The following is a 25882-nucleotide window of genomic DNA, read 5'->3' as shown; positions in this document are numbered from 1 at the left end:
TCAAATCACTAGCAAAAAAACTCAACTAGCAAAAAATGTGTCGGCAACCATTCAGACGGAAGAATGAACAATCACCGACAAAAAATACTCACACCCCGAACATCAGAACCGAAACCCGAAGGCCCGGAACATCATCCGACATGCGAAGTACCAAAAAATTTTGGCACTGACATTCATCGACACACTGTTGAGTTCTCAAAGAACACGCACACACCATCACCACGACCCTATGGCCGCCGATCCGGGGCAACTTTTCCAGCCTATCTCATCATGATCATCGGCGCAAACCGCTAAACATTCGGGTAAGAACTGGAGGTGAAGCACAACCATACATGATGGAAACTACTTCGAAATTTGGTCAGGCACTTCGTACAACCTCGTGTCACTCGCCGTGAAGCGGGAGTCGGTGTCCGTGTCGCTCTGACTTGGAATAAGTTACGCGAACCTTCAATCAATTCACAAATCGCCTGGTCACTGCAGCGAATTGGTCAGCCAAGGCCAGGTCAGACAGTTCTGTCATTCCACCAACGGCGACTAGGCCCGAGTGTGACGCCGAGCACTGATACCTATTCGGTGCCCACCCGCTCGATTACTCCCCCGAGTCCACGGAGATTCTCGACGAATCGCGGATACCCACGGTCGATGTGGAAGATGTCGTGAACTTCGGTGGTTCCGTCCGCGACCAACCCGGCAAGCACGAGCCCGGCTCCGGCCCGAATGTCCGAAGACCACACCGGCGCACTCGACAACACTGGAACGCCGCGGATCACAGCATGGTGACCATCAGTACGAGCGTCGGCGCCGAGTCGGATCATTTCCTCGACAAATCGGAAGCGTGATTCGAACACGTTCTCGGTGATCATCGACGTGCCCTCGGCAACCGCAGCCAAACCGATTGCCATCGGCTGCAGGTCAGTGGGGAATCCGGGGTAAGGCAAGGTTGCGAAATTGACCGCCTTAGGCCGTTCTCGCTGGATGACACGGAAGCCGTCGACCTCGGGCGTCACCTCCGCGCCGGCTGTCCGAAGCTTGTCGAGGACCAGTCCGAGATGCTTGTGGTTCACCCCGCGAACGCGGACATCACCCCTGGTCATAGAGGCTGCGACGCCCCACGTTGCAGCTACGATCCGATCACCGATGACACGGTGCGTAGTCGGTTCCAACTTGCGGACGCCTTGAATGGTGAGCGTCGAACTTCCGCCGCCAGATACCTTGGCGCCCATCTCGTTGAGCATGTTGCACAGATCCACGATCTCGGGCTCACGTGCAGCGTTGTCGATCACGGTCTCACCACGGGCGAGGACCGCTGCCATCAAGATGTTCTCGGTTGCACCCACCGACGGGAACACAAGGCGAATGTTCGCGCCGTGCAGGTCATCTGCCTCGGCAACTACACATCCATGTTCGATCTCGCTGCGCGCACCCAACAGGCGGAGCCCGGATTGGTGCATGTCGAGGGGCCTCGAACCGATGGCGTCGCCACCAGGCAGGGCGACAACAGCGCGGCGACAACGCGCAACCAGCGGACCAAGCACACACACCGACGCTCGAAACTGTTTCACCGCGTCGAAGTCAGCGTGATACTTCGGCTCGGCCGGCGTCGTGATCCGCACTTCGGAGTCTTCGAGTTCAACTTCGCAGCCCAGACCTCGCAAGACGTCCGCCATCAGGGGTACGTCGAGAATGTCCGGGCAGTTGGTCACGACAGTTGTGCCTTCGGCCAACAGCGCAGCGGCCATCAGCTTCAACACACTGTTCTTGGCCCCTCCCACCAGTACTTCACCTTCGAGGCGGTTACCCCCGGTCACAAGAAAGTGCTCACTCACGGTTCACAGCCTAGAGCCACAACCTCGTCGGCACCGCGCCGGTACCGTAGCCCTATGTCTGTTCACCTGACGAAGATCTACACCCGGACCGGCGACGACGGGACCACGGGCCTCAGCGATTTTTCCCGCGTGTCCAAGAACGATCCGCGTCTGATCGCCTACGCGGATTGCGACGAGACCAATGCAGCGATCGGTGTGGCCGTTGCCCTCGGCACTCCCCCGGAGAATCTCCTCGCGATGCTGCGCCAGATCCAGAACGACCTCTTCGACGCAGGGGCCGACTTGTCCACCCCTGTAGTCGAGAATCCGAAGTACCCACCATTGCGAGTGACTCAGGCTTACATCGATCGACTCGAAGGGTGGTGCGATGAGCTCAATGAGCAACTGGCACCGTTGAATTCGTTCATTCTGCCGGGCGGAACTGCCCTGGGTGCCCTGCTTCACGTAGCAAGAACCGTCTCACGGCGTGCGGAGCGTGCGGCCTGGTCCGCCATCGATGCGAACCCGGAAGACACAAGCGTCCTCCCCGCGAAATACCTCAACAGGTTGTCGGATCTGCTCTTCATCATGGGAAGAGTGGCAAACCCGGAAGGCGATGTGCTCTGGAAGCCCGGCGCCGGGGCTTGAGCGGGACCGGTCAGGCGGTGCGTCGCCTACGGGCGCGCCCGTCCGGCCGCGACTCGACCCAGGACAGGAAAGCTGTCAATGCCCCACTGTCCAAAGCGATTTCGTAGGCCGACGAGCCGTCGTTGACCTTCACGACGACGATGTCGTCGCTCATGATGTCGAATTCGGTGCCTGAGGGAGAGCGACGGCTCTCGACCTCGATACCTTGACGATCAATTCTGGAGTCCGGGCCGGGCCGCAGACTCGACAGCTTGAAAAAAACGAAAGTGGTTTCGCCGTAGCGAATGATTCCGTGCCGCCACCCGCTGTCCCCCGGGGATGGCAAGACACGAAGCAGTGCAGCAGTACCGCCTCGGCGCAAAACTACAAGACGATACAGAAAAGCCGCGACGAGAACCGCGAGCAGCACAACCAGAATGATCAATACAGTCATTCCGAATGTCACTGTTCGTCGGCTCCCGTCGCGGCTTTACTCGAGTAACTTACGCGCGCTCGACGGCCCGGAGCTGACCCTTGGCGACCGCAATCGCTTCGAGGTCGCCCGAGTTCTCGGCCAAGACAGCCTTGGCTGCCTCGACGTCGATGTCCTGTGCCATGTCCGCGGACTCGGCAAGGATCGTCACCGTCGTCGCAGTGACGGAGAGGAATCCTCCGTGTACTGCAGCAACGATACGCTCGCCGTCGACCGAGGTGATCGACACGGTTCCGCCTTCGATCAGCTGACCGAGGACCGGCTCATGCCCAGGCATGATTCCGATTTCACCCTCGGTGGTCTGAGCGCTGACCAGCGTCGCCGAACCAGACCACAAGCGCTGCTCGACGGCAACGAGTTCTACGGTCATCTCAGCCATCGTGGACTACTTCCCGGCCATCTTCTTGGCTGCAGCCTCGACGTCGTCGAGTCCACCGCAGCTGTTGAATGCCTGCTCGGGCAGGTGGTCGAACTCGCCCTTGCAGACGCGGTCGAAGGCTTCGATCGTGTCGCGGAGCGGCACGACGGAGCCGGGCTCACCGGTGAACTTCTCGGCAACGATGAAGTTCTGGCCGAGGAACTTCTGGATACGACGGGCGCGGCCGACGAGGACCTTGTCCTCTTCCTGAAGCTCGTCCATACCGAGGATGGCGATGATGTCCTGCAGTTCCTTGTACTTCTGCAGGATGCGCTTGACCTCGTTGGCAACGCGGAAGTGCTCGGCACCGACGATGCCGGGCTCCAGGATGCGGGAGGTCGAGCTCAGTGGATCCACAGCGGGGTAGATACCCATCTGCGAAATCGGGCGCGAGAGCTCGGTTGTGGCATCGAGGTGCGCGAACGTCGTAGCCGGCGCGGGGTCGGTGTAGTCGTCGGCGGGCACGTAAATAGCCTGCAGCGAGGTGATCGAGCGACCACGGGTCGAGGTGATGCGCTCCTGGAGCTCACCCATCTCGTCCGCCAGCGTGGGCTGGTAGCCCACTGCCGAAGGCATACGGCCGAGGAGGGTGGAAACCTCGGAGCCTGCCTGCGTGAAGCGGAAGATGTTGTCGATGAACAGCAGAACGTCCTGGCCCTGAACGTCGCGGAAGTACTCCGCCATCGTCAGTGCGGACAGGGCGACGCGCATACGCGTTCCGGGCGGCTCGTCCATCTGGCCGAAGACAAGGGCGGTGTCCTGGAGGACGCCCATCTCTTCCATTTCCAGGTGGAGGTCGGTGCCCTCACGGGTACGCTCGCCGACGCCTGCGAACACCGAGGTGCCCGAGAACTCGCGAGCGATACGCGTGATCATTTCCTGGATCAGAACGGTCTTGCCGACGCCGGCGCCACCGAACAGGCCGATCTTTCCACCCTTGACGTACGGGGTGAGGAGGTCGATGACCTTGATGCCGGTCTCGAGGATCTCGGTCTTACCTTCGAGCTGATCGAAGGCTGGTGGCTTGCGGTGGATGCCCCACTGCTCGCCGTCGCGGCCGAGGCCCGGGGTGTCGAGGCAATCGCCCAGTGCGTTGAACACGTGGCCCTTGACGACGTCACCGACGGGAACCGAGATCGGCTTGCCCGAGTCGGTCACTGCAGTGCCGCGGACGAGGCCGTCGGTGGGCTGCATGGAGACGGTGCGGACCAGGTTGTCACCGAGGTGCTGTGCAACCTCGAGCGTCAGCGTCTTGGCGACCGAGGGAAGCGTGATCTCGGCGTTCAGGGCGTTGAACAGTTCAGGAACAGCGCCACGCGGGAATTCAACGTCCACGACGGGACCGATGACCCGCACGACGCGGCCGGCTACGGCCGAAGCCGAACCTGCCCCGTTGTTTTCGGTTACTGCTGCGGTCATGTGCTAGTCACTTCCTGCGCTCGAGGCGAGCGCGTTGGCGCCGCCGACGATCTCGCTGATTTCCTGGGTGATCTGGGCCTGGCGAGCCTGGTTGGCCTGACGGCTCAACGTGTTCACCAGTTCGTTTGCGTTGTCCGTCGCGGCCTTCATAGCTGTACGACGGGCTGCCGACTCCGATGCCGCAGCATCGAGAAGCGACGAGAAGATACGAGTGCTGACGTACTTCGGGAGAAGAGCGCCGAGAAGCTTCTCGGGCTCGGGCTCGAAGCTGAAGTCCGCGACGGGGCCATTGTCATGGTCGTCGTCGTGGCCGTTGGTCAGCATGTCGTCACCGAGTTCGATGCGCTCTTCCGACACGAAGACCTCGAGAGGAGCCATGCGGCGAACCTCGGGAGTCTGCGTCAGCATCGACACGAAACGGGTGTAGACGATATGGAGTTCGTCGACGCCCTCGATCGTGCCTTCACCGTTCGGAGCGGCAACCTGGTTACCCGAACCAGCCATGAACAGCTCCACCAGGTGGCGGCTGGCCTTCGCTGCATCCGAGTAACCCGGATCCTGCGAGAAGCCCGTCCACGCAGCACCGATGTCTCGGCCGCGGAACGTGTAGTAGCCGAGCCCCTTGGAACCGAGCACGTAGACGACCGGCTCCTTGCCCTCGCTGCGGAGGAGAGCCATGAGCTCTTCTGCCTGCTTGAGGACGTTGGAGTTGTAGCCGCCACACATGCCGCGGTCACTGGTGACAACAAGCACGGCAGCCCGCTTGGGCTCCGGACGCTCGTTGAGCAACGGGTGATCGAGCGAAGCAGACGCACTCGCCAATTCGGTGAGTACCTTCGTGATCTCCTCGGCATACGGCTTGGACGCGGCGACGCGAATCTGAGCCTTGGTGATACGCGAAGTCGCGATCAGTTCCTGTGCCTTGGTGATCTTCTTGGTCGAGTTGACCGACTTGATACGAGACCGCAATTCGAGAATGCTCGCCATCGATCAATCACTCTCCCTTCGGAATTCGCAGTGTCATGGGCGCGTACGTCACTTGCTGACGGTCTTGCGCTTGACGTTGATCTGCTCGTTCGCGACCTCGTCGGCGCCCAAAGCGTCAGCCTCGGCTTCGTTCACGACCCGGCTTCCGTCGGATGCGATGAAGCCTTCCTTGAACTTGTTCGTTGCAGCGATCAGCTCAGCAGCGTTGTCGGCATCGAGTGCTTTACCGCCGTTGATACTGGAGTAGACGCCTGCAGCCGAGTGCTTGAGGTCTTCGAGCAGTTCCTTCTCGAAGCGACGGACGTCGCCGATCGGAACGCTGTCGAAGATGCCTTCGCCGGCGAGGTAGATCGAGACGATCTGGTCCTCGACGGGGATCGGGCTGTACTGATCCTGCTTGAGCAGCTCGACCAGACGGGCACCGCGCTCGAGCTGAGCCTTGGAGGCAGCGTCGAGGTCGGATGCGAAGGCGGAGAACGCTTCGAGCTCACGGAACTGAGCCAGTTCCAGACGCAGCGAACCGGAAACCTTCTTCATGCCCTTGGTCTGTGCAGCGCCACCGACGCGGGAGACCGAGATACCGACGTTGATCGCGGGGCGAACGCCCTTGTTGAACAGGTCGGACTCGAGGAACACCTGACCGTCGGTGATGGAGATGACGTTGGTCGGGATGTAAGCCGAGACGTCGTTCGCCTTGGTCTCGATGATCGGCAGAGCCGTCAGCGAGCCACCGCCGAGTGCGTCGGACAGCTTCGCCGAACGCTCCAGCAGACGGGAGTGCAAGTAGAAGACGTCACCGGGGTAAGCCTCACGTCCCGGCGGGCGACGCAGCAGGAGCGAGATGGCGCGGTACGCCTCTGCCTGCTTGGTCAGGTCGTCGAACACGACCAGAACGTGCTTGCCCTGGTACATCCAGTGCTGGCCGATGGCCGAGCCGGTGTACGGTGCGAGCCACTTGAAGCCTGCGGAATCAGAGGCCGGAGCAGCAACGATGGTGGTGTACTCCATCGCGCCCTTCTCCTCGAGGGCAGCCTTGACGCCCGCGATGGTGGAACCCTTCTGACCGATGGCAACGTAGATGCAGCGCACCTGCTTGTTGACATCGCCGGAATCCCAGTTGGCCTTCTGGTTCAGGATGGCGTCGATGCAGACCGCGGTCTTGCCGGTCTTGCGGTCGCCGATGATGAGCTGGCGCTGGCCGCGGCCGATCGGGGTCATGGCGTCGATAGCCTTGATACCGGTCTGGAGCGGCTCTTCGACCGGCTGACGCTCGAGCACCGAAGCAGCCTGCAGTTCGAGTGCACGGTTTTCGGTGCTCTCGATCTCGCCGAGGCCGTCGATGGGCGCACCCAGCGGGTCGATGACGCGGCCGAGGAAAGCATCGCCGACGGGAACCGACAGAACGTCGCCCGTGCGCTTTACTTCCTGGCCTTCTTGGATGTTCTGGTAATCGCCAAGGATGACGGCACCGATTTCGGTGGCATCCAGGTTGAGCGCGACGCCGACGATTCCACCGGGGAACTCCAACAGCTCGTTGGACATAGCCGAAGGCAGGCCAGAGACGTGCGCAATGCCGTCACTGGTGTCGGTCACTGTGCCGACCTCCTCACGGGAGGCCTCCGGGGAGTAGCTCGCGGTGTAGTTGTCGATCGCGCTACGGATCTCGTCGGAGGAGATCGTCAGCTCCGCCATGTTTTTCCTGCTCTCGGTGTCTGGTCTTCGAAAAGATCTGGAGTATGTGTTCGGCTGAAGGACTACTTGAGGTTCTTCCGCAGTGCTGCGAGTCGACCCGCTGCGCTGCCGTCGATAACCTCGTCGCCCACCCGGACGACCAAGCCGCTGAGGAGTTCTGGATCGACCTCGACGTGTACTGCTACCGGCTTCCCGTAGGTGCGGGTAAGAGTGCTGGCCAAGCGATCCGACTGCTCCGAGCTCAACGCCGAGGCGCTGCGAACGTGAGCAACGGTGGTATCGCGCTGCGCTGCGGCAAGATTCGACAGCTGATCGAAAGTGTCTGCGGGCGCAGACTTCAACCGGCCGACGGCCTGTCCGGCGAGTGCCTCGGTGACCGCGGTGACCTTGCCGTAGAGCAAGCGGGAGAGGAACTCACGCTTGCGGGCTGCGGGAACCGACAGATCCGAGAGCGTCTGCTCCAGGCTGGGATCCCCTGCCACGATGCGACCGAGACGGAAGAGCTCGTCCTCAACGGTGTCCAACTGGCTCTGATCGGCTGCGGCGCGGAGCAGAGCTTCGCGTCCCAGCAGTTCGAGCGAGTTGACCAAGTCGCGGGCCGCAGACCAGTCCTGGCCTGCAGCTGCCTTCACGGTGGCGAGCGCCTCGGCGCCGACCTTTCCGGAGAACAACTGCTCTGCCAAAGCCTGGCGACCAGCGGCCGGTGCCGAAGCGTCAGCCAGCGCGCTGCGAAGAGCGCGCTGGCCGTCGAGTACCTCGACCACCGAGAAGAGCTCGGACCCAGCCTGAGCAGAAGCAGCAGTTGCGGCTCCTGCAGAGACGGCGCCCAGGGCACTGCTCAGCGCAGAACGAGTCTGCGCCAAGGCTTCACGGCTCGCTGCGTACATGTTGCTCACTTCCTGGCTGAATCAGCGCTGACGGTGTCGAGCTCGTTGAGGAATCGATCAACCGTTCCGGCACGCTTCACGTCGTCGGCGAGGGACTCCCCGATGACCTTCTCGGCCAGGTCTACAGCGGTCTTGCCGAGATCCGAGCGGAGCTCAGCGACGATCTGCTGACGCTGGGCAACGAGCTGGCTGTGGCCTGCGGCCACGATGCGGTCGCTCTCGTCCTGCGCCTGAACCTTCATGTCAGCGATGATCTGCTGACCCTGGGTACGCGCTTCCTCACGGATCTGCGCTGCCTCGGTACGAGCTTCGGCGAGCTGTGCGCGGTACTGCTCGAGCGCTGCTGCCGCCTCTGCCTGTGCGTCTTCGGCCTTCTTGATGCCGCCCTCGATCTGCTCGGTGCGTTCGGCCAAGACCTTCTGGAACTTCGGAAGAACGAGCTTCCAGAAGACAAAACCGACTACGACGAGCGCAACCGCGGACCACACGATGTCGTATGTCTCGGGCAAGAGAGGATTGTGTGTCTCCTCGGTTGCCGCGAGCACTGCGAAGGTGGCTCCCATGTCTGTCTTAGAAAATGAAACCGGCGACAAGGCCGATCAATGCGAGGGCCTCGGTGAATGCAATACCGAGGAACATGGTGGTGCGAACCTGGCCGGCCATCTCGGGCTGGCGGACCATGCCCTCAATTGCCTTACCGACGACGATGCCCACGCCGATGCCGGGGCCGATGGCGGCGAGGCCGTAGCCGATGGCTCCGAAGCCCGTCGACCGCTGCTCGGCAACTTCCTGCGCAAGGTAAGCGACGCTCATGATGTTCCATTCCCTTTCTGTTGACCTCTGCCGGATTCGGCAAGAGGCTCAGTTCTTGGTGTAGCTGGTGAGGAGGTAAAGGTCAGTGCTCGTCGGCGTGTAGCGCCAGTTCGATGTACACCGCAGTCAGCAACGCGAACACGTAAGCCTGCAGGAAGATGACTAGCAGTTCGAAGAACGTGAATGCGATACCGGCAATGATCGACGGAACACCGAAGATTGCCTGGAATCCGCCGGACACGAAGAAGAAGTAGTTCGTCGCGCTGAAGAACAGCACCAGCAGGATGTGGCCGGCCAACATGTTGGCCATGAGACGAACCATCAGCGTGAACGGACGCAGGATGAAGGTCGAGATGAACTCGATGGGCACCAACAGGAAGTGCAAGGGCAACGGGACGCCGGGAACGACGATGCTGCTCTTGACGTACTTGAAGAAGCCGTACTTCTTGATTCCCACGTAGTTGAACACGATGTAGGCGAGCGCTGCGAGTACCAGCGGCATACCGATTCGCGCGTTCGGCGAGATGTTCAGGAAAGGAATGATGCTGGCCAGGTTGCTGGCGACCACGATGAAGAAGATCGTCGTGATGACCGGCAGGAAGCGCTTGCCCTGTTCCTTGCCCAGGATCTCCTCGGCGATGTTGATCCGAACGAAGTCGAGCGCAAGCTCAGCTGCGTTCTGGAGTCCGCGGGGAACCAGTCGAGGGCTGCGCATCGCGATCACGAAGAAGGCTGCGACCAGCACCGACATCAGCAGACGGATCAGCATCAGACGGTCGAGCTCGAAGGGGCCCGCGTGAATCAACACGGAGGGCGGGAAAAAATCGTCTAGTGACGGCGCATGGAATTCATCCGCGGCCAGGGTGGTGACGCTCAGCGTTCTCTCCCGTAGTCGGTCCGCAGCCATCATTGACTGCGGTTCGATCGGACATTGACGATCTACAAGTCGACAAGTTCGACTCGCGCATTCGTCAGCAGCTGGAGAACCCTAGCGGGGCCTGGCGTCTGTCGGTGTCGGCGACTCTCGTCGACTCAGCGGTCAGAATTTCGACCACCTGCGAGCACATGGCATCGTCGGCTGAGTGTTACTCGGCCCACCATTGCTCTCGCTTGAACCGAACCTTATCAAGTCATCTACGACATTGTGTAGATGGGGTACCTGGAAGTCCGATTAGTTACGTCTTGTAGTACTACTCAGCGTCGTCGACGTTGCTGCTGGGAGTGGGATCGACGTACGGAGTTTTGGTCCCGAGAACGCCGTACGTCTCCGCACCGAGCACCACGACCAGCGACATGATGATGACCAGCACGAGGGCGGTCTTGTTGTAGAAATCCATGTCCGATAGGACGAAGAGAACCACCATCGCGAGGATCATCTTCAGCAGCCACGTGCCGAGCAGAACTGCGCCGGCCGTAAGCGCGGGCAGCTTTGCCGTGAGCAGCACGCCCAACGCAGTGAACAGGATGAACCCGCCGCCAACGGCTGCGCCGATCAAGGCGCCGTAGACGCCTTCCTTACCGGCGAAGAGCCCGCCCAGGAGCGCGCCGACCACGGCCAGCGCGATCAGCCCCATCACACCCCACTTCACGGCCGACTTCATGGCGGCGGTCGAATCAGGGATGGGTTGCGAGGCAGGTACAGGCTGCGGCGTGTTCGTCACGATGCCCAAGGGTAATGGATCGGAAAAAGTGGCTAGCGCCGCTGCTGCTTGCGATCGATCAAAGATGGCACCGCGGTGAAGAACAGAGCAAGGACCAACCCGGCCGCAACGAGTATGACCACTAGTTGCCGATTGAGCAGCGACGATCCGACGGCACCGAAGGCCAGCACACTGACCCACAGGTAGATGACCAGCACGACTCGTCGGTGGGTGTGTCCGATCTGCAAGAGGCGATGATGCAGGTGCATCTTGTCCGGGCTGAACGGACTGACGCCCGCTTTCGTCCGGCGGATCACGGCCAGCAGCATATCCAGCATCGGGATGAACATCACAGCCCCGACCAGCAACAACGGCGCAAGAAGCGCGACCAGGTCCCGGGTTCCGTAAGCAGTGAGCGGAATCCGTCCGGACGCGCTGGTCGAGATCGCAGCCAGCATCAGACCGATCAACATCGACCCGGAATCGCCCATGAAAATGCGTGCCGGGTTGAAGTTGTGCGGAAGAAAACCGAGACAAGCCCCGGCCAGCGCCGCGGCAATCATTGCCGGCGGGTAGACACTCGCGTCGCCGCCCTGATCGTGGAGTAGACCGATCGAGAAGATGAGGATGGCCAGTGCTGCGATCAGTCCCAGCCCGGCAGCAAGACCGTCGAGACCGTCGACGAAATTCATCGCGTTGATGGTCGCCACGGCAACAGCAACGGTGAACAGTCCCGATTGAATCTGATCGAGGATGATGGTGGATCCACCGTCACCGAACGGGTTGTAGATGATGAACCAGCTGACACCCATCACCACGAGAACGCCGGCCGCAGTGACCTGACCCACGAACTTGGTGAGAGCGTCGAGACCCCACCTGTCGTCGATCACGCCCACGAGGACGATGACGGCTCCCGCAACGAGTGCGGCATGAACGTCGGGACTACCGAAGCCGAAACCCCTTGTGAGCGCAGGTAATTGCTGCGCAAACAACAGGCCGACAGCCATGCCGATGTACATTCCGACGCCACCGAGACGCGGAATCGGCTCGACGTGCACGTCCCGATCACGCGGTATGGCGACGGCGCCGAACCGCAGCGCCAACAAACGGACTGCGCCAGTCGCCAGGTAGGTCACCACTGCCGCTGTACACAGCACGAGCAGCAGTTCACGGATGGGGACACCCGCTCCCCCGCCCCCCTGTGCAAGATATGAGGTCGCTTCGTAAGTAGTGCTCACTGCGCGAGATCACCCGTCTGGCGGGGATACGCAGGCTTTGCCCGAACCAGTTCGCGAACGCCGTCGGCAACTGATGCCAACTCGGCCTCCCCGGACGTAGTGGCGGGGTCCGCGACAACTGCGCGCGCGATCAACTCCCCCACGAGGCTCATGTCGGAACGGTTGAAACCCTGTGTCGTCACGGCTGCGGACCCGACGCGGATGCCGGACGTGACGGCCGGCGATTGCGGATCGAACGGAATTGCGTTCTTGTTGAGTGTGATCGATGCCAGGCCGCACCTACGCTCGGCGTCGACTCCGGTGACCCCGCTTGCGCGCAGATCGAGAAGCGCCAGATGGGTGTCGGTTCCACCGGACACGGTGCGCAGACCGCGAGCTTCCAACGACTGTGCGAGCGCCGACGCGTTGGCAACCACTTCCTGTGCATACCAACGATATTCCGGTGTCGACGCTTCTTTGAATGCCACTGCCTTTGCGGCGATCGCGTGCATCATCGGCCCACCCTGGATGAAGGGGAAGACCGCGCGATCGACAGCCGAGGCATGCCGGCTGCGGCACAGGATCATTCCACCGCGCGGGCCCCTGAGCACCTTGTGCGTCGTCGCGGACACTACGTCGGCATAGGGAACGCACGACGGTATCGCCTGGCCCGCCACCAGTCCGATGAAGTGGGCGGCGTCGACCCACAGGATCGCACCGACCTCGTCTGCGATCGAGCGGAAGGCTGCGAAGTCGATGGTGCGGGAGTATGCGGTCGCGCCGGCGACGATGATCTTCGGCTTGTGCGCCAGAGCCAGGGCGCGAACCTCGTCGTAGTCGATCAATTCGGTGGCCGAATCGACGTGATAGGGAACGGTGGTGAACCACTGCCCCGAAAAGCTGACCCGAGATCCGTGAGTCAGATGCCCACCGTGCGGCAGACTCATCGCCAGTACGGTGTCGCCGGGCTTGGCGAATGCGGCGTACACCGCGAGGTTCGCAGTGGCCCCCGAATGCGGTTGGACGTTGACGTGCTCAGCGCCGAACAGTGCCTTTGCCCGGTCGATCGCCAGATTCTCGGCTGTGTCGACGTACTCGCACCCGCCGTAGTAACGCCGACCCGGATAGCCCTCGGCGTACTTGTTGCTCAGGGTCGAACCCAAGGCGGCCAGTACCGCGGGGCTGGTGAAGTTCTCGCTCGCGATGAGTTGAAGCCCGCCGCGCTGACGCTCGAGTTCGGCCAGCGCAATAGCCGCGATCTCGGGATCTGCCGTGGCAAGCTCACCGAAATCCGGTCCCCAGTACGTGGATTCCCCCGCGCGCTCGCCGCCGGCGCCGACCATCGTTACGAAACTCCCTCTACGAGGCTTTCCGGACTGGTGCCCAATACCTCGGCGATGGATTCTGCCGAGACGGCACCCACTCGCAAGATACGCGGTGAATTGCCGGTCAGGTCGACGATCGTGGAAGCAACGGCGTGTTCGGCCTTGCCTCCGTCGAGGTACACGCTGGCAGAGCCGCCTAGCTGATCGCGGGCTTCCTCGGCGGTGGTGGCCGGCGGACGCCCCGAAATGTTGGCGCTCGAGACGGCAAGCGGCCCGACATCGCGCAACAATTCGAGGGCAACCGGGTGCAAGGGCATGCGAAGCATGACGGTTCCGCGGGTATCGCCCAGGTCCCAAGCGAGTGAAGGTGCCTGCTCGACGACCAAGCTCAGTCCACCGGGCCAGAACGCGCGGATCAGATCCCGCGCCTGCGGGCGCACGCTGTAGACGAGTCCGTCGATGGTGTTCCACGATCCGACCAGAACCGGGACGGGCATGTCTCGTCCGCGGCCCTTGGCGCGCAACAGACTCGTGACAGCTTCGCTGTCGAACGCGTCGGCGGCGAGTCCGTAGAGGGTGTCGGTAGGGAGAACTACGAGTCGGCCGGCCTTGAGCGCGTTCTTCGCGGCGGCCAAGCCTGCGGTTCGGGAATCTGTCTGACTGCAGTCGTACACGGTGCTCACTCAGCCATCCTTTCACTCTGCGCTTCGGGCGTTCGATTCCGCTGGGCTTCGACGTCGGTGGCGACGCGTCTGGCGACGACGAATCGCGGACGACCGGCAAGATCGGGATGCTGCGCGACCTCGCCGAACACCCGACGCGCCGAGAACAGCGCAGCGACGCCGTCACCGTTGGTGTCGTCGTGCTCGATGCCTGCCGCACCACCGATGCGAAGCCACCGCGCGATGTTGCTGATCATGGGTTTGATGACGGACAGGCCGTCTGCACCGCCGAACAGCGCGGTGTGTGGGTCGTAATCCATGACCTCAGGCTGCAATTGCGCGCCTTCGGGGATATACGGCGGATTGGACACGACCAGATCGACGCCACCCTCGAGCCCTGGCAACAGGTTCCGATCGGTGACATCGCCCTGATGCAGGTGGATCGGTGTATCACCGGCGGCCTCTCGGTCGGCGGCATTACGACGCGCCCACGCCAGCGCGGCGGGCTCCTTCTCCACGGCGTGAACAACCGCGTCGGGGCGAGCCTCGGCGATGGACAGCGCGAGGACACCCGATCCCGTGCACAGGTCCAGCACTACCGGCGGCTTGCTTCCGCAACCTTCGAGGAACGAGAGCGCCCAACCCATGAGCAGTTCGGTTTCGGGCCGCGGAATGAAGACGCCCGGACCGACAGCGACGTCGATGTTGCCCATCGACGCGACTCCGATGATGTGCTGCAACGGAATCCGCTTCACGCGTTGCGCAACCAACTCGTCGAACGCCGCGATGACCTCGGGATCGACCAACGGAATCAATCCGAGGCGCGTGCGTTCGACACCGAGCAGGTGGGATGCCAACAACTCGGCGTCGGTGCGTGGGCTGGGCACACCTGCGGCGTCGAGCTGTTTTGCAGCTTCGATCAGCGCCAAACGAAGTGGAAGTCGACTCACGGGTACAGCCTGCCACGCTCGACCGACACGCGGTTCACCGAGTTCCCGGCGGGATCGAGGTCCGTCATGGTCTGCATCTACTCGGCCGCGAGACGCGCCTCTCGGTCCGCCTTGCCCAATGCGTCGAGAAGTGCGTCGAGCTCACCGTCGAGCACCGCGTCGAGGTTGTGCGACTTGAATCCGATGCGGTGATCGGTGATGCGGTTCTCAGGGAAGTTGTAGGTGCGGATGCGCTCCGAACGGTCCACCGTCCGTACCTGGCTCTGGCGGCCTGCCGACGCTTCCGCGTCCGCGGCCTCCTCGGCGACTACCTGCAAACGGGCTGCCAGCACCTGCATGGCGCGAGCCTTGTTCTGAAGCTGCGAGCGCTCGTTCTGACAGGTGACGACGATGCCGGTCGGAAGGTGCGTGATTCGAACAGCGGAGTCCGTGGTGTTGACGCCCTGACCGCCCTTGCCGGACGAACGGTAGACGTCGATACGCAGGTCACTTTCGTCGATCTGGACCTGCTCGACCTCTTCGGGTTCCGGGTACACCAGAACGCCCGCAGCCGAAGTGTGAACGCGTCCCTGGGATTCGGTGACGGGCACTCGCTGCACGCGGTGAACGCCGCCCTCGAACTTGAGCCGCGCCCACACTCCGTCCGGGGTATCGGACTTGCTCTTGATCGACAGTGTGGCTTCCTTGTATCCGCCGAGATCGGAGACCGTCGCGTCGAGAATCTCGACGCGCCAGCCGTGCCGTTCCGCGTAGCGGACGTACATGCGGGCCAGGTCCGAGGCAAAGAGTGCGGATTCTTCGCCACCCTCACCGGACTTCACTTCGAGGACGATGTCGTCGCCGTCATGCGGATCTCGGGGTGCCAACTGATCGGTCAGCGTCTGCTCGAGTTGCGCGACCTCGGCTTCGAGATCGGGGATCTCGGCGGCGAAGCTGGAATCGTCGGCAGCGAGTTCGCGCGCGGCTTCCAGATCGTCCTGCGCGGCCGTGAGCTTGTTGTACGTCGACATGATCGGCGAGAGCTCGGAGAACCGCTTACCGACGCGCCTGGCAGCAGCAGGGTCGTTGTGCAGCGCCGGATCGGACATCTGTGCTTCGAGACCGGCGTGCTCCGCCAAGATGTCGTCGATGGCCGAGGGCTGGGTTGCGCCTGCCATGGTTCGCTCCGCTCTGAGTTTCGATTCCTACGGTGCGCGCTTGAAGATAGTGCGACGCCGGCACCCGGGAAACGCGCAAACCGAGTGCAGGCACAAAAAAGCCGACGCCCGATCTGCACATGGCAAATCGGGCGTCGGCGGAACAGCTAGGACTCGGTGGCCGGGACCTTGCTGTCTGCACGCTTGCCGTAGCGAGCCTCGAAGCGAGCGACGCGTCCACCGGTGTCGAGAATCTTCTGCTTGCCGGTGTAGAACGGGTGGCACTGCGAGCAAACCTCGACGTTGATGCGTCCGGACTCCTTGGTGCTGTGGGTCTCGAACGTGTTACCGCAACCGCAGACGACGGTGGTCGCTACGTAGGTTGGGTGGATTCCTGCCTTCATGGTGTCCCTTTCAATGGTCGCCGGGTCGACGTCGCCAATCGACATCGTGAACCGGAACCGGACTCGGCCGTTCAGTATGCCAGATGCGGTACTTCACCAGAAATTCCGCGTCTCACACGCCTCGGGGTGGCTGTACGAAGTTGTCAACGCACTGCACCTCGGTTTTGTTCCGTCCACGCAAAAGGCCCACAACCAGCTGGTTGTGGGCCTTTTGACGTCGAGTCGATCAGTCGTCGATCGCACCCGGTGCGGTCTTGGAGACCTGCATCAGGAACTCGAGGTTGTTCTTGCTCTTCTTCAGTCGATCGATCAGCAGATCGATCGCCTGATGCGAGTCCAGACCGGACAGGACGCGGCGGAGCTTGTGCAGCACCGCAGCTTCGTCCGGGCTCAGAAGCAGCTCGTCCTTACGCGTGCTGGACGGGTTGACGTCCACGGCCGGGAAGACGCGGCGTTCGGCGATCTTGCGATCGAGCTTGAGCTCGGCGTTGCCGGTGCCCTTGAACTCTTCGAAGATCACGGTGTCGCCGGTGGATCCGGTCTCGACCATTGCGGTAGCGATGATGGTGAGCGATCCACCGTTCTCGATGTTGCGGGCAGCACCGAGGAAACGCTTCGGCGGGTACAGGGCGGTCGAGTCGACACCACCGGAGAGGATGCGTCCCGATGCCGGCGAGGAGTTGTTGTACGCACGACCCAGACGCGTGATGGAGTCGAGCAGTACGACGACGTCCTTACCCATCTCGACCAGGCGCTTCGCACGCTCGATTGCCAGTTCGGCAACTGCGGTGTGATCTCCCGGCGGGCGGTCGAAGGTGGAGGAAATGACCTCACCCTTCACGCTGCGCTGCATGTCGGTCACTTCCTCGGGACGCTCGTCCACGAGGATGACCATCAAGTAGCACTCAGGATTGTTGGTGGCGACGGCATTCGCGATCGCCTGCAACACGCTGGTCTTACCGGCCTTGGGCGGGCTCACGATGAGGGCACGCTGGCCCTTACCGATGGGCATCACCAGGTCGATGACACGCGTGGTGAGAATGTGCTGCTCAGTCTCGAGGCGCAGACGCTGGTTCGGGTACAGCGGCGTGAGCTTGTTGAACTCGGGGCGCTTCTTCGCGGCCTCGACGTCGCCGCCGTTGACCGTGTCGATACGGACCAGCGGGTTGAACTTCTGACGCTGGCTGCCCTGCTCACCGTCACGCGAGACCCGGACGGCACCGGTGATGGCGTCGCCACGGCGAAGGCCGTTCTTGCGGATCAGGTTCATGGAGACGTAGACGTCGTTGGGACCGGCGAGGTACCCGGACGTACGCACGAAGGCGTAGTTGTCGAGGACGTCGAGGATGCCGGCGACCGGCTGCAGGACGTCGTCCTCACGGATCTCGGTCTCGCGCGAATCGTTGGGTGCGCCACCCTCTCCGCGGTCGCGACCACGGCCACGACGCTCACGGAAGCGGCGTCCGCGGCGTCCGCGTCCACCCTCTTCGTCGTCGTCCGGGCCGTTGTTGCGGTTGTCCGAACGCGGACCGGCGTTGTTCTGGCCTGCGTTGTTCTGGTTACCGCGGTCCTGACGGTCCTGGTTGCCCCGGTTGCCCTGGTTGTCGCGCTGGCCCTGGTTGTCCCGCTGGCCCTGGTTGTCGCGCTGGCCCTGGTTGTCGCGGTTGCGCTCGCGGCGGGGACGCTCGTTGCCCTGCTCGGCGGGAGCCTGATCAGCGTCGGACTTGCCCTCGGTGCGCGCCGGACGCTCGGCCGGAGCCTCAGCCTTGGCGGTCTCGTTGACCTTCGCGGCGTCGGCGGCCTTCGCGGTGTCCGCGGCCTTCGAGGTGTCCGAGTCGGACTTGGCCGAAGGAGATTCCTGCTCGATGCTCAGTTCACCCTGGTCGGGCGAACCTGCACGACGAGCGGCGCCGCGACGCTGACGTCCGCGACGGGGTGCGCTCTGATCGGAATCCTCGGCGGATTCGGTACGCGCAGGCGCTGCCTCGGCAGGAGCGGATTCTGCCGCGGGAGCCGTTTCGGCTGCGGGGGTTTCGGTACGTGCTGCGCGAGTGCTCTTGGCACGGGTGCGCGCTACGGGTGCGTCGTCGAGCGTGAGTTCGCTCTGTGCGGGTGCAGCCTTTGCGCTGCCGCCCTGGCGCTCCTTGATGGCTGCGATCAGGTCGCCCTTGCGCATGCCGGAAGTGCCTTTGATGCCCAGTTCACCCGCAAGAGTGCGGAGTTCGGTGAGCACCATGCCGGAGAGTCCGGCACCACGGCGCGTTTCGGCACGCTTCGTGGAGGTCGCCACCGCACCGTTCGATGCTGAAGATGACGCCTGAGAATTGTCGCCTGATTCCGACCCGGCGGGTGCAGAAGTGGCGATGAGGTCCGTATCGGTCACGGAGGTCCTTTCCTTCCCTCACTCGCACTGCGCAAAGTCGAGGGTTCGTCCCGCAGTTCGATTGAATACCGAACTCGGTGGTGCCGTACGTGGTTGCTGTCCAGAACTGCCGGCTTGTCCGCCGTCACATGATTGTCGGAAACTCTCGCCTCAAACTTTTCATGCGCTCGCAAACCTGCCCAACGCGCCTTCGTCGTCGATTCACTCCCCCGTGTGGTGAACCCCAGAGTTGTGGAACCTCTGAGTGTTCGATCCGCGGAGGATCCAAACCTTCGGAGAAGGTACAAGCGCGAGGATCATGCCTGCGAGAATCATGCCAAGGACTGTGGACCCCGATTGGGAAGGAGTTTTGCCCCCTGGTGATGCACCGGCGACTGACGCGCACGATGTACGGACATAGCCCAGGATAGCGCCCAAACCTGAGTCCGGCAAGAATTTGGACGAGTGGGTGTGTCAGTTCACTACCGATCGGTAGTGCGCGATCACCAGGACCAAGGCGGGGATCAGACCGTGGTCGTGGATACTTCGACGCCGTCGGCGATGTCCAATTCGAGCACACGGAGTCCGTCTGCCCGCGCCGCTTCGGCGAGTTCGACGGGGAAAGGTTCTGTGCTGAGCGCCAACACAGTGGGACCTGCTCCGGAAACGGTCGCAGCGATGCCAGCCTCACGCAGGATGCCGATCCACCGAGTCGTGAGCGGTAGAGCGGGCGCGCGCTGTGCCTGATGCAGGCGATCCTCGGTGGCTGCCATCAACAGATCGGGACGAGCCGTGAGCGCGACGACGGCCAGTGCACTGCGGCTCGCGTTGAACGACGCATCCTGGTGCGGAACCAATTCGGGCAGGAGCCCACGGGTGTGTGCGGTGGACGACCGTTCCTCGGGAACCAGTGCAACGGCACGGATATCGGGATGTACGTCGAGTTTCGCCGCCGAGTAGATCGGCTCGTCGCCTTCGACGGCCGGCGGGCAACTCCACGAGACGACTGCGCCGCCGAGAACACTGGCAGACGCATTGTCCGGGTGACCTTCGAACTCGGAAGAGAGCTGAACCAACTGCTCTTCCGTCAAACCGATCTCGGCATCGAGTGCGCGTGCCAGACCGTTGGCTGCAGCGAGTCCACCGACGGCCGCGGAAGCCGAGGACCCCAGCCCGCGTGAATGCGGGATCGCGTTGCGGCACAACACGTCCAGGCCACTGGCCCACACTCCAGCCGCTTCGAGACCACGCTCGATTGCGCGAACTACGAGATGCGAAGGACCCCAAGGGACGTCGGCGGCGCCTTCACCTTCGACGCGAATCTGGAGACCTGAATCCGTTGTGGTGACCACGATTTCGTCGTACAACCCCAACGCCAGACCGAGGGTGTCGAACCCCGGCCCCAAGTTTGCACTCGAGGCCGGGACGCGAGCAGTCACCGAAAGGCCGATAGGCAGGGTTATAGTCATGTCAGACACCGGATTCCGCGGAGTGGTCGATGAATCCACGGACACTATGCAAGCTCGAGGGCAGCCGCAACGGCAACGGGATCGACACCGATCGGCTCGACGTTCGGCATACCCTTCAAAGCCGTGTCAGGATCCTTGAGACCGTTACCGGTCACCGTGCACACGACGGTCAGGCCCGGCTCGAGCCAGCCCTCTGCACGTGCGGCGAGCAGGCCGGCGACGCTGGCTGCCGACGCCGGTTCGACGAAGACGCCCTCGGTGGCGGCGATCAAACGGTAAGCCTCGAGGATCTTCTCGTCGGTGGCGGCACGGAATGCACCGTTCGACTCTTCCTTCGCGGCGACAGCGCCGTTCCAGGAAGCGGGGGAACCGATTCGGATTGCGGTAGCGATGGTTTCGGGATCCTTGACGGGTGCGCCGTTGACCAGCGGAGCCGCACCGGCAGCCTGAACGCCGAGCATGCGGGGCTTGACCGTGGTCAGACCGTCGGCGTAGTACTCCGAGTAACCGCGCCAGTACGCGGTGATGTTTCCGGCGTTTCCGACCGGGAGGGCGTGCACGTCGGGAGCCTTGCCGAGCACGTCCATGATCTCGAATGCCGCGGTCTTCTGACCTTCGATGCGCACCGGGTTGACCGAGTTGACCAGACCGATGGTGGGGAATTCCGCCGTGGTCTTGCGTGCCAACTCGAGGCAGTCGTCGAAGTTGCCCTGGACCTGAATGATCTTGGCGCCGTGCATGACTGCCTGCGCAAGCTTGCCCATGGCGATCTTGCCCTGCGGGATGAGCACGGCGCAGGTCATGCCGGCCTTGGCTGCATACGCAGCGGCCGAGGCGGAGGTGTTGCCGGTGGACGCACACAGAACTGCGCGCTGGCCACGGGCCAAGGCGTCGGTGACGGCCATAGTCATGCCACGGTCCTTGAAGGAACCGGTGGGGTTGAGACCCTCGACCTTGAGGTAGACGTCGCAACCGGTGATCTCGGAGAGGTGGCCGGCCGGCAGGAGCGGGGTGCCGCCTTCGCGCAGGGTGACGGTCTTCCAGTTGTCACCGATCGCGAGACGGTCCCGGTATGCCTCGATGAGACCCGGCCATGCCTTGTGGACGGGGTTGACGATGCCGGTCATTGTTCAGTGCCTTCCAGTCGCAGCACGCTGGTCACAGCGGTGACGAATTCGAGTTCGTTGAGGGCCGCCACGGTCTCGGACAGAGCCGCGTCGGTTGCTACATGAGTGACGACCACCAGACGCGCGCCGGCGCCGGCGCCCTCCTGGCGGACGACGGAGATGCTCACGCCATGCTTGGCGAACTCGGCGGCGACTGCGGACAGCACGCCTTCCTTGTCCGCGACCTCCATGTTCACGTAGTAGCGCGTGAGGATGTCGCCCATCGGGGCGACCTTGAGCTTGGCGTACTTGGACTCACGGGGGCCGCGGCCGCCGTGAACCTTGTTACGCGCCGCCATCACCAGGTCACCCATCACCGCGGAAGCGGTGGGGGCGCCGCCTGCGCCCTGGCCGTAGAACATGAGTCGGCCGGCGTTCTCCGCTTCCACGACAACGGCGTTGAACGCGCCGTTGACCGAAGCGAGCGGGTGGCTGAGCGGAACCAGCGCCGGGTACACGCGAGCGGAAATCCGCTCCTTGCCCTTGGGCGTGACGATGCGCTCGCAGATCGAGAGCAACTTGATCGTGCAGTCGAGTGCCTTCGCCGACGCCAGGTCGGCAGAGGTGATCGTGGAGATTCCTTCGCGGTACACGTCCGCGGCAGTGACGCGGGTGTGGAACGCGATCGACGCGAGGATCGCTGCCTTCGCAGCGGCGTCGTAGCCTTCGACGTCCGCAGTCGGATCGGCTTCCGCGTATCCGAGGCGTCCGGCTTCGGCCAGTGTCTCCTCGTAGTCGGCGCCGGTCTCGTCCATCGCCGAAAGGATGAAGTTGGTGGTGCCGTTCACGATTCCGGCGACCTTGTTGACACGGTCTCCGGCCAAGGACTGCGTGAGCGGGCGGATCACGGGGATCGCGCCGGCAACAGCGGCCTCGAAGTACAGGTCGACCGAGTTGGCCTCTGCAGCCTCCGCCAATTCACCGGTGTGGTCCGCGAGCAGCGCCTTGTTGGCGGTGACGACCGACTTACCGGAATTGAGCGAGGAGAGAATCAGCTTGCGAGGGAGCTCGATTCCGCCGATCACCTCGACGACGATGTCGACGTCGTCGCGACCGACGAGGGACTCGGCGTCCGTCGTCTGCAGTTCCTCGGGGATTCCGCGGTCCGAGCCGATACGACGAACGGCAACTCCCCGCAGTTCCAACGGGGCGCCGACGCGGGCTTCGAGTTCCTCGGCCTGCTCACGAATGATCCGGACGACCTCGCTCCCGACGTTGCCGAGGCCGAGAACGGCCACACCGATAGCGCGATGCGCCGATTCGCTCGTCACTGCGATACCTCCAAGCTGAGCAGATCTTCCACTGTTTCCCTCCGCAGAATCACGCGTGAGACTCCGTCACGCACCGCCACCACGGCTGGGCGGGTGAGCAGGTTGTACCTGCTCGACATCGAATAGCAGTATGCACCGGTCGCTGCTACCGCTAGTAAATCACCGGGCCCGACGTCCTCGGGCATCCAGGTGTCCCGAATGACCACGTCACCGGACTCGCAGTGCTTACCGACGATACGTGCAACGACGGGATCAGCCTCGGAAGTTCGCGAAACCAACTTGGCTTCGTACTCCGCACCGTAGAGGGACGTGCGGATGTTGTCGCTCATCCCGCCGTCGACGCTGATGTAGCGGCGTGTCAGCGAGCTACCCACCGTGACGTCCTTGATGGTGCCGACCTCGTAGAGCGTCACCGTGCCCGGTCCGGCGATGGCGCGGCCGGGTTCGACGGCAAGCGTCGGCTCCGGCAGCCCGGCCAGTGCGGACTCGTTGCGCACGATGTGACCGAGCTTTGCTGCCAGTTCGTCGACGGGCGGCGGGTCGTCGGACGGGATGTACGAGATCCCCATGCCGCCGCCGAGGTCGATGATCGAAATCTGCTTGGTCTTCTCGACGCCGAACTCGGTGACAACCTCGCGGAGCAAACCGATCACGCGGTGCGCTGCCACCTCGAAACCGTCGACGTCGAAGATCTGCGAACCGATGTGGCTGTGCAGTCCGACCAGTCGCAGGTTTTCGGCGGCGAAGACGCGGCGGACCGCGTCGATTGCCGCTCCCCCGGCCAACGAGAAACCGAACTTCTGGTCTTCGTGTGCGGTGGAGATGAATTCGTGCGTATGCGCTTCGACGCCGACGGTCAGGCGGATCAACACGTCCTGAACCACACCGGCCTCTCCGGCGACACGATCGAGTCGATCGATCTCGATCGCCGAGTCGAGCACCACATGCCCCACACCGGCGGCGACACCGGCGGCCAGTTCGGCGACGGACTTGTTGTTGCCGTGCATGGCAATTCGCTCGGCCGGGAAATCAGCGTGCAATGCGATCGCCAGTTCACCGCCGGAGCAGACGTCGAGCGAGAGGCCTTCGTCGGCAACCCAGCGTGCGATCTCGCCGCAGAGAAACGCCTTGGATGCGTAGTGCACCTTGGCATCCGGGCCGAAGGCGCGCGCCATGTCACGGCAGCGCGAGCGGAAGTCGTCCTCGTCGATGACGAACAGCGGGGTGCCGTACTTCTCGGCAAGTTCACTGACCTTGACACCCGCGAGGGTTACTTCGCCGTCGTCACCGCGAGAAGCGTTGCGCGGCCACACCTGCGGTGAGAGTTCGCCGAAGGCTTCGGGGCTGGTTGGACGGTCGGGCAAGCCGGGGGCCTGCAACTGCTCGGCATGCTTGGGGCCGGCGGGGTGCGCGTTCACATTTGCTCCGGTGCGGTGACGCCGAGCAGTTCGAGGCCGTTGGCCAGGACCTGTCGGGTGGCGGCGCAAAGAGCCAGACGCGCGCGATGCACGTCGGTGGCGTCTTCGTCGCCTTGCGGAAGGATGCGGCACGCGCCGTAGAAGCGGTGGTACGCACCCGCGAGTTCTTCGAGGTAGCGGGCAATACGGTGTGGCTCACGCAAATTCGCTGCGCTCGACACGACGCGCGGGTACTCGCCGATCGTGCGGATGAGGTCACCCTCCTGCTCGACGGTGAGCAGGGCGAGGTGGCTCGCGTCGGCCGAGAGTCCGAGGTCTGCGGCGTTGCGGGCGATCGCGGAAAGGCGGGCGTGCGCGTACTGGACGTAGTAGACCGGGTTCTCGCTGCTGGTCTTGGTCCACAGGTCCAGGTCGATGTCGATGCTGGAGTCGACCGACGAGCGGATCATGACGTAGCGCGAGGCGTCGACGCCGATTGCCTCGACCAGGTCGTCGAGGGTGATGACGGTGCCTGCACGCTTGCTCATCTTGACGGCGGTGCCGTCCTTGACGAGGTTGACCATCTGGCCGATCAGCACCTCGACGGTGTCCGGATCGTCACCGAAAGCGGCGGCGGCAGCCTTAAGACGGCCGATGTATCCGTGATGGTCGGCACCGAGCATGTAGATGCAAAGGTCGAACCCGCGGGCGCGCTTGTTCTGGAAGTAGGCGATGTCACCGGCGATGTAAGCGGCGTTGCCGTCGCTCTTGATGACGACGCGATCCTTGTCGTCGCCGTAATCGGTGCTCTTGAGCCACCAAGCACCGTCTTCGTGGAAGAGGTTGCCCGAACCCTTGAGGGATTCGACGGCCTTCTCGACAGCACCGGATTCGAAGAGCGAGTTCTCGTGGAAGTACACGTCGAAGTCGACGCCGAAGTCGTGCAGGGTCTGCTTGATGTGCGTGAACATCAATTCGACGCCGATGGCCCGGAAGGTTTCCTGCTGCTCGTCGGCCGGCAGCTCCATGACGTCGGGGCGCTGCTTCAGCACCGAGGCGGCGATGTCGGCGATGTATGCACCGGCATAACCGTCTTCGGGAGCAGGTTCGCCCTTCGCTGCAGCGATCAGCGAACGCGAGAAGCGGTCGATCTGGGCACCGTGGTCGTTGAAGTAGTACTCACGTGTGACCAACCCGCCCTGCGCGGACAGAATGCGTCCGAGCGCGTCTCCGACTGCGGCCCAACGGGTTCCACCAAGGTGAATGGGACCGGTGGGGTTGGCCGAGACGAATTCGAGGTTGATCTTCTTGCCGGCGAGGGAATCGCCCGAACCGTACGACGCGCCGGCTTCGAGAACCGACACGACGATCGCGCCCTGGGCATCCTTGTCGAGCCGAATATTGAGGAAGCCGGGTCCGGCGATCTCGGCGGATTCGATTCCGTCGGCAGCGGTGAGGGCTTCGGCGATCCAGCCCGCCAGCTCGCGGGGATTCGTGCCGACCTTCTTGGCTACCTGCATGGCAATGTTGGTGGCGTAATCGCCGTGCTCGGGGTTGCGTGGTCGCTCGACGGTAAGGGTTTCGGGCAGCACGGATACGTCGAGGCCACGATCGGCAAGGACGCTCGCTGCGGTTCCGCGGAGCAGTTCGGCAAGGTCAGCTGGAGTCACAGGTATTCATCCTATTGCCTGGACACCGGAAGTGGAGACTCGCCTCACGCCTCGCACTCGGCGAAGCTAGTC

24 protein-coding genes are annotated in these 25882 nt (G+C 63.1%); 1 reads left to right on the top strand and 23 read right to left on the bottom strand.

The window, feature by feature from the left end; translation table 11 throughout:
• Positions 1-566: 566 nt before the first annotated feature.
• On the bottom strand, positions 567-1826 hold the full coding sequence (murA, locus tag ACFWEM_RS30525) for a UDP-N-acetylglucosamine 1-carboxyvinyltransferase (RefSeq protein ID WP_095971611.1): 1260 nt from the start codon (positions 1824-1826) through the stop codon (positions 567-569).
• A 54-nt stretch (positions 1827-1880) separates the two neighbouring features.
• On the opposite strand from murA, the gene ACFWEM_RS30520 reads away from it, so the two are divergent.
• A complete protein-coding gene (locus ACFWEM_RS30520; RefSeq protein WP_019749169.1) occupies positions 1881-2453 on the top strand; it encodes a cob(I)yrinic acid a,c-diamide adenosyltransferase in 573 nt (190 codons plus the stop codon).
• 10 nt (positions 2454-2463) lie between these two features.
• Here the strand turns inward: ACFWEM_RS30520 and ACFWEM_RS30515 are convergent, their stop codons facing one another.
• The 22 genes from ACFWEM_RS30515 to argS form a co-directional block, all read right to left on the bottom strand.
• Positions 2464-2886, bottom strand: coding sequence for a DUF2550 domain-containing protein (locus tag ACFWEM_RS30515; protein ID WP_276117342.1), 423 nt, complete (start codon positions 2884-2886; stop codon positions 2464-2466).
• A 49-nt stretch (positions 2887-2935) separates the two neighbouring features.
• Positions 2936-3304: a F0F1 ATP synthase subunit epsilon gene (locus ACFWEM_RS30510; RefSeq protein WP_003941287.1), complete on the bottom strand. Its 369-nt coding sequence runs from the start codon at positions 3302-3304 to the stop codon at positions 2936-2938.
• Between the two features lie 6 nt (positions 3305-3310).
• Positions 3311-4762 (bottom strand): F0F1 ATP synthase subunit beta, encoded by a 1452-nt coding sequence (gene atpD / locus ACFWEM_RS30505; RefSeq protein ID WP_003941349.1) that lies wholly within the window; start codon positions 4760-4762, stop codon positions 3311-3313.
• 3 nt (positions 4763-4765) lie between these two features.
• The gene (locus tag ACFWEM_RS30500; RefSeq protein WP_003941320.1) at positions 4766-5749 is read right to left on the bottom strand and encodes a F0F1 ATP synthase subunit gamma; all 984 of its coding nucleotides are present in this window, start codon (positions 5747-5749) and stop codon (positions 4766-4768) included.
• A 48-nt stretch (positions 5750-5797) separates the two neighbouring features.
• Positions 5798-7441, bottom strand: coding sequence for a F0F1 ATP synthase subunit alpha (atpA, locus tag ACFWEM_RS30495; protein WP_007726218.1), 1644 nt, complete (start codon positions 7439-7441; stop codon positions 5798-5800).
• A 62-nt stretch (positions 7442-7503) separates the two neighbouring features.
• Positions 7504-8328 (bottom strand): F0F1 ATP synthase subunit delta, encoded by an 825-nt coding sequence (locus ACFWEM_RS30490; RefSeq protein WP_003941304.1) that lies wholly within the window; start codon positions 8326-8328, stop codon positions 7504-7506.
• Positions 8329-8333: 5 nt separating this feature from the next.
• Complete coding sequence (locus ACFWEM_RS30485) at positions 8334-8891, bottom strand: F0F1 ATP synthase subunit B (protein ID WP_019749173.1); 558 nt, start codon at positions 8889-8891, stop codon at positions 8334-8336.
• Positions 8892-8898: 7 nt separating this feature from the next.
• Entirely contained in the window at positions 8899-9141 is a 243-nt protein-coding gene (locus ACFWEM_RS30480) for an ATP synthase F0 subunit C (protein ID WP_378539451.1), read from the bottom strand.
• Positions 9142-9223: 82 nt separating this feature from the next.
• A complete protein-coding gene (gene atpB, locus ACFWEM_RS30475; protein WP_378539450.1) occupies positions 9224-10051 on the bottom strand; it encodes a F0F1 ATP synthase subunit A in 828 nt (275 codons plus the stop codon).
• Positions 10052-10331: 280 nt separating this feature from the next.
• The gene (locus tag ACFWEM_RS30470; protein WP_378449328.1) at positions 10332-10802 is read right to left on the bottom strand and encodes a hypothetical protein; all 471 of its coding nucleotides are present in this window, start codon (positions 10800-10802) and stop codon (positions 10332-10334) included.
• A gap of 32 nt (positions 10803-10834) precedes the next feature.
• Positions 10835-12019, bottom strand: coding sequence for a glycosyltransferase family 4 protein (locus tag ACFWEM_RS30465; protein WP_378539449.1), 1185 nt, complete (start codon positions 12017-12019; stop codon positions 10835-10837).
• Positions 12016-13341: a serine hydroxymethyltransferase gene (gene glyA, locus ACFWEM_RS30460; protein ID WP_378539448.1), complete on the bottom strand. Its 1326-nt coding sequence runs from the start codon at positions 13339-13341 to the stop codon at positions 12016-12018. Before glyA ends, ACFWEM_RS30465 begins: the two co-directional genes overlap by 4 nt.
• Positions 13342-13343: 2 nt before the next feature.
• Positions 13344-14006 (bottom strand): L-threonylcarbamoyladenylate synthase, encoded by a 663-nt coding sequence (locus ACFWEM_RS30455; RefSeq protein WP_230817059.1) that lies wholly within the window; start codon positions 14004-14006, stop codon positions 13344-13346.
• A complete protein-coding gene (gene prmC, locus ACFWEM_RS30450) occupies positions 14003-14935 on the bottom strand; it encodes a peptide chain release factor N(5)-glutamine methyltransferase (protein ID WP_317555854.1) in 933 nt (310 codons plus the stop codon). The genes ACFWEM_RS30455 and prmC overlap by 4 nt, the downstream gene beginning before the upstream one ends.
• 77 nt (positions 14936-15012) lie before the next feature.
• Positions 15013-16092, bottom strand: a complete 1080-nt coding sequence (gene prfA / locus ACFWEM_RS30445; protein WP_003941341.1) for a peptide chain release factor 1 — start codon at positions 16090-16092, stop codon at positions 15013-15015.
• Between the two features lie 146 nt (positions 16093-16238).
• Entirely contained in the window at positions 16239-16475 is a 237-nt protein-coding gene (rpmE, locus tag ACFWEM_RS30440) for a 50S ribosomal protein L31 (RefSeq protein WP_003941310.1), read from the bottom strand.
• Positions 16476-16701: 226 nt separating this feature from the next.
• Positions 16702-18858, bottom strand: a complete 2157-nt coding sequence (rho, locus tag ACFWEM_RS30435) for a transcription termination factor Rho (RefSeq protein WP_378539447.1) — start codon at positions 18856-18858, stop codon at positions 16702-16704.
• A 503-nt stretch (positions 18859-19361) separates the two neighbouring features.
• On the bottom strand, positions 19362-20306 hold the full coding sequence (gene thrB / locus ACFWEM_RS30430; RefSeq protein ID WP_007726194.1) for a homoserine kinase: 945 nt from the start codon (positions 20304-20306) through the stop codon (positions 19362-19364).
• 44 nt (positions 20307-20350) lie between these two features.
• A complete protein-coding gene (gene thrC, locus ACFWEM_RS30425; protein WP_003941280.1) occupies positions 20351-21433 on the bottom strand; it encodes a threonine synthase in 1083 nt (360 codons plus the stop codon).
• The gene (locus ACFWEM_RS30420; protein WP_007726192.1) at positions 21430-22743 is read right to left on the bottom strand and encodes a homoserine dehydrogenase; all 1314 of its coding nucleotides are present in this window, start codon (positions 22741-22743) and stop codon (positions 21430-21432) included. The genes thrC and ACFWEM_RS30420 overlap by 4 nt, the downstream gene beginning before the upstream one ends.
• On the bottom strand, positions 22740-24161 hold the full coding sequence (gene lysA / locus ACFWEM_RS30415) for a diaminopimelate decarboxylase (RefSeq protein ID WP_378449322.1): 1422 nt from the start codon (positions 24159-24161) through the stop codon (positions 22740-22742). The genes ACFWEM_RS30420 and lysA overlap by 4 nt, the downstream gene beginning before the upstream one ends.
• Positions 24158-25810 carry an arginine--tRNA ligase gene (gene argS, locus ACFWEM_RS30410; protein WP_378539446.1) on the bottom strand — a complete coding sequence of 551 codons (1653 nt, stop codon included), beginning with the start codon at positions 25808-25810 and terminating at the stop codon, positions 24158-24160. The genes lysA and argS overlap by 4 nt, the downstream gene beginning before the upstream one ends.
• Positions 25811-25882: the final 72 nt, after the last annotated feature.

It is taken from the genome of Rhodococcus sp. NPDC060176 (genome assembly GCF_042728675.1).
Taxonomy (GTDB): Bacteria; Actinomycetota; Actinomycetes; order Mycobacteriales; family Mycobacteriaceae; genus Rhodococcus_F.
This window is presented reverse-complemented; position numbering and strand designations above follow the sequence as displayed.